We start from the raw sequence: 4209 nt of genomic DNA on the forward strand, positions 1-4209 counted from the left end.
GAGCCGCCTGGGGGAATCGAACCCCCGACCTTCTCATTACAAGGCCCCCAGCAGGCGGTCTAACGGTTCACTATCTATTGCCCCCGTAACCCCAATCAAGCGGCCCGTGGCGCCCGTGATCCCATTCACGCCAGGCCGCGAGAAGATCGCGTGATGGTCGAAAGTACGCAATCTGTAACGGATTCCGTTATCGAAAAGCGTCAGAATCGAAATCCGATACCAGCGTATTGCCAGCGGACTCAGAGGAATAGTTGACTTCGTGAATACTTCTACTTCAACTGTGACCGTTGCCCACTATCCACTCTTGCGCGTTTGGCGCACATGGCAATTCGCTCGTTCACTCTCGAAGCGGACGGTGGATGAACGCATCGCCACAGTCATTAGATTCGCCGGGTGGCACAACATCTCCCCGGAGACAGCCACCACTGAACAGATCGTCGAGTGGCTGGCAGAGGGGGGGACTTGGTCGCCCAACAGTCGATGGACCTACTACACAGCCCTCAACGCATGGTTTGTCTGGCTCCAGAAAGCAGGCCACCGGGTCGACAACCCGATGATCAACACCGAGAGCCCCAAGCGGATCAAGGGGCACCCCCATCCTCCGACGAACGCGCAAGTGCAACGTCTCATCGGAACGCACATGCGCCGCAGGACGAACGCGATGGTCACGTTAGCCCTGTTCCAGGGCCTGCGCGCCCATGAGATCGCCAAAATCAGGGGCGAAGATTTCGACTTGATCGAGCGCCGGGTAACGATCGACGGGAAGGGTGGGTTCGTGGCAACAGTCCCCCTGCATCACCGCGTCCTCGAGATCGCTTACCAGATGCCCCGGACCGGCTACTGGTTCCCCGGTTGCGACCACGGTCACCAGCGTCGCGAGTCAGTCTGTGGGACCGTCAAAGAGGCGATGGTGCGGGCTGGCGTACCCGGGTCCTGCCATTCATTGCGCCACTGGTTCGCTACCGGACTGCTTGAAGCTGGGGTCGACGTCCGTGTCGTACAGGTGTTACTACGCCACCAAAGCCTGGCCACGACCGAAATCTATACTTTGGTGCAAACTCAGCGCCAAGCCAAAGACATCGACCGACTGGACCCATTCCTGCTCTCCCCCATGGCCAATGTCAGCTCGGACATGCTTCTGTCGGCGATCTACGACGACAGCGAGCAACACGCTCAAGTCGCCTAGTCACCCGTCCTGCGAGCCATCCATCGATCGATGGTCTCAGGAAGCCATCCCTTCACTCGACCGATCATCACGTCGGGCTGTGGCATCCGGCCAGGGATCTTGCTATAGGACTTGATCGTGTTGACCGCCAAGCCGGTCCGCTCGGCCACCTCCGACACTCCCAGGTACCTGATCACCACCACTTGGCTCAAGTTATGAACCCCAGCGGGCACCCCCATTGGGGGATACACCCTCGGGTGTGTCGTCCTATCCTGTAAAAGGTCACCTGTGGAGGTGCTGCGCGGTCACTGAACCTTCCGCTACGCTGCGCGCTCATGACAGCGCCGATGCCCAAGGGCTGGTATCCGGACCCCGTCACGCCCGGTTTGCAGCGCTACTGGGACGGGATCGCCTGGACGGACACCACCCATGTCCCGGCCGCCGCCGGGTTCCCGCCGCCTGCCGCGCCGGCCAGGAAGACGCCAGCCTGGGCCTGGGTACTGCTGGGCGTGTTCGCGGTGATGGTGGCCGGCGTCGGCGGATGCTTCGCGCTGGTCGGGTCCGTCGCGTCGAAGATGGATGGCGGATCGACCCCCGCGGCCTCCCAGCAGGCCGCCGGCGCGATGGGCGAAGAGGTGCGCGACGGCAAGTTCGCGTTCGTCGTCGACTCCGTCGAGCCCGCAGACCACTGGTACGGCGACCCCAAACCCCGCGGGCAATGGATCATCGCCACCGTGCGGGTGTCCAACATCGGAAATGAGCCGCAGTCGTTCTTCATGCAGAACCAGAAGCTCATCGACGGGTCCGGCCGGGAGTACGCCGCCGACAGCATGGCCGCAATGAAGCTCAACCAGGACACCATGGTCCTGGACCTCGGCCCTGGGTTCTCCCTACAGGTGAAGATCCCGTTCGATGTGCCGGTGGGTTCGACGGCCGCCGCGCTGGTCTTGCACGACTCCCTGCTGTCGGACGGCGTGAAGGTGAACGTCCGGTAGGCCCCGGTTACCGCTCGTCTGGGCCGGTAGCCACCACGCAGTCGACGCCCACGTCGGGAGCGCTGATCACGGCGTCACACTCCCGACACCGCCATGTTCGGTGACCGCCAGGGTGCCGGCCGCTGCACGCGCGGTGGCCTACCATCACGCGGCCGGGGCCGAGCTGGTGGCCGTTCGGGCATTGCGTCGGCGAAAGCTCGACCCACCCGCCGCGGCGGCCCGGGACGAGGTCACCGATGTCAGGCACACACGCAGCGTACGACCGACGGCCGACACCCGGCACGGGGTCACGGCTGGAGTGGCTCGACTGTGACGCCCATCCGCGCGGCGTAGGCCTCAGCCTCCGCGCGCTGGGCCTCCGGATACGACCGGTATCCGTCCCAGGTGCCCGGCGTCCGGACCAGCAGGGTGATCTGATTCAGCGGCACCGCTTGGCCGCGGGAACGCTGACGGACGACGTGATCAGGCTCGGACAACCTGACACGATAACCAGCAGCACCGACGTGACCGCGCTCCCACCAACGACGAAAGAGCCGCCCCCGACCGAAGTCGGGGGCGGCTCGTCGCTCGTGCCGGGCAGCGGGTGGCTACGGCACCCAGATGTCCCGGCGGTCGCGCTGCTGTTCCCGCCAGAGCGTGATCAGCATGGGGACGTACACCAGCGCGGTGGCCGCGTAGATGGTGAACCTGATGATCTGTCGGAGCGGGTAGTCGTCGTCAACGTCAATCCACACTGACACCGAAGCCTGGACTAGGAACGCGGACAGTGCGATGCACTTGATCAGATAGATCGGCCCGATGCGGTTGGACTTCCAACGCGACCGCGTGCCGTACAGCAACGTGAACGCGTTGACCAACACCGTGGCGATCAGCAGGAAGACATTGGCGATGAGTTCGTAGTTGACCTCGAGCCAGATGTCGGAGACGATCGTACCCGGGATCAGCAACGCCAAAATGACGTAGCCCCAACGCAGTACGCCGAGATTGGGCGCCCACGCCCGAGTCATCGGCAACGCTGACCGCCAGTAGTTCGCCCAATGGCTGCGCATCACGCGTGCCCTCTTCCTCTGCCCCACGCCTCTGACAGCAGCTCCGTGAAGCCGTTCAGATCGATCTGCTTTCGCAGCGATTTCGTCAGCTCGGTCGACTCCTCGGCCTGCTGCTGGGCGGCCTGCAACTGCGCGCCCGCCGCAGCATTGTCGAGCTCGGCTTCGACAGCCCGCCACTCGGCCGACGATGCCCGCTGCCGTGCATCCTCGATGTCTCGGCGGGCTTTCTTCCACGGCCACATCAGCTGGCCTGCCGATCATGCAGTGCTGTAAGGATTTTGGTGGCGACGTCCTCGACAGCGTTCTTGTCTGCAATCGTCTTGGCCTGAATGGCGATCGTTTCGTCAAGTTTCTCTCCGCGTGATGTGAGTGCGTCGATCGCCCGGTCGCGGGCCGCGATCTCGCGGTCCCGGCCGCCGACGACCTCACGGTGGTGAATCCCCAGGACGATCCAGCCGCGCTGCAGTGATAGCAGCAGCAGCAGCGCCATTAGGACGACGAGCCCAACGACGCCGACACTGTTCCAAACCTCGGGGTTCCAGATCCCGGTCACCGGGGAGCGATGGACGCGGTCACCGGACCTTGAACACCGCCTGGCGTCGGCGTGTGGGTGACTGCCACGCCGGTGCCGATGGCGGCCAGCAGAATGTTCGCGATCGGGCTCACCTGCAGAGTCGTGAACACGTTCAGCCCCACGATCAGTGTCTGGCCGCCGGTGATGAGGCTGTACAGCCAGGTGCGAATACCGCTGGCCGAGTTGAAGATCGACAACGCCGGCGGAAGTACTGCAGTGATGAACGTGGCGATCAGTTCGGCCTGGCTATTGCCGAGCCAGTTGTACGAGACGAGTGCCGCCAGCACCGCGGTCGACACCACCTGGATCCATTGCCGGGCTGCTGGCCAGTTGCGCAGGGTGATCGTATTCATGTCGAACCTTCCACTCGGAGTTGATCGTTCAGAACGGAGGGGCGTCGCCTACGGGTACAGCAGCCGGATTTCG

The 4209-nt window shown here is 63.7% G+C and carries 7 protein-coding genes; 2 read left to right on the forward strand and 5 right to left on the reverse strand.

Annotated elements, in window-relative coordinates:
• Positions 1-355: 355 nt before the first annotated feature.
• Positions 356-1186: a tyrosine-type recombinase/integrase gene (locus AWB94_RS33020; protein WP_234811969.1), complete on the forward strand. Its 831-nt coding sequence runs from the start codon at positions 356-358 to the stop codon at positions 1184-1186.
• 314 nt (positions 1187-1500) lie between these two features.
• Positions 1501-2160, forward strand: a complete 660-nt coding sequence (locus AWB94_RS33030; RefSeq protein WP_085122599.1) for a DUF4352 domain-containing protein — start codon at positions 1501-1503, stop codon at positions 2158-2160.
• 287 nt (positions 2161-2447) lie between these two features.
• On the opposite strand, the gene AWB94_RS34850 is transcribed toward AWB94_RS33030, so the two are convergent.
• The 5 genes from AWB94_RS34850 to AWB94_RS33050 all read right to left on the reverse strand — a co-directional run bounded on the left by AWB94_RS34850 (position 2448) and on the right by AWB94_RS33050 (position 4136).
• Positions 2448-2636, reverse strand: a complete 189-nt coding sequence (locus tag AWB94_RS34850) for a hypothetical protein (RefSeq protein ID WP_133058232.1) — start codon at positions 2634-2636, stop codon at positions 2448-2450.
• Positions 2637-2747: 111 nt separating this feature from the next.
• Positions 2748-3209 (reverse strand): putative phage holin, encoded by a 462-nt coding sequence (locus AWB94_RS33035; RefSeq protein ID WP_234811970.1) that lies wholly within the window; start codon positions 3207-3209, stop codon positions 2748-2750.
• The gene (locus AWB94_RS33040; RefSeq protein WP_085122601.1) at positions 3209-3451 is read right to left on the reverse strand and encodes a DUF7620 family protein; all 243 of its coding nucleotides are present in this window, start codon (positions 3449-3451) and stop codon (positions 3209-3211) included. Before AWB94_RS33040 ends, AWB94_RS33035 begins: the two co-directional genes overlap by 1 nt.
• Entirely contained in the window at positions 3451-3762 is a 312-nt protein-coding gene (locus tag AWB94_RS33045; RefSeq protein WP_131805429.1) for a hypothetical protein, read from the reverse strand. The genes AWB94_RS33040 and AWB94_RS33045 overlap by 1 nt, the downstream gene beginning before the upstream one ends.
• A complete protein-coding gene (locus tag AWB94_RS33050) occupies positions 3759-4136 on the reverse strand; it encodes a phage holin (protein WP_085122603.1) in 378 nt (125 codons plus the stop codon). The genes AWB94_RS33045 and AWB94_RS33050 overlap by 4 nt, the downstream gene beginning before the upstream one ends.
• Between the last annotated feature and the right edge of the window lie 73 nt (positions 4137-4209).

This window comes from Mycolicibacterium canariasense, assembly GCF_002101555.1.
GTDB lineage: Bacteria > Actinomycetota > Actinomycetes > Mycobacteriales > Mycobacteriaceae > Mycobacterium > Mycobacterium canariasense.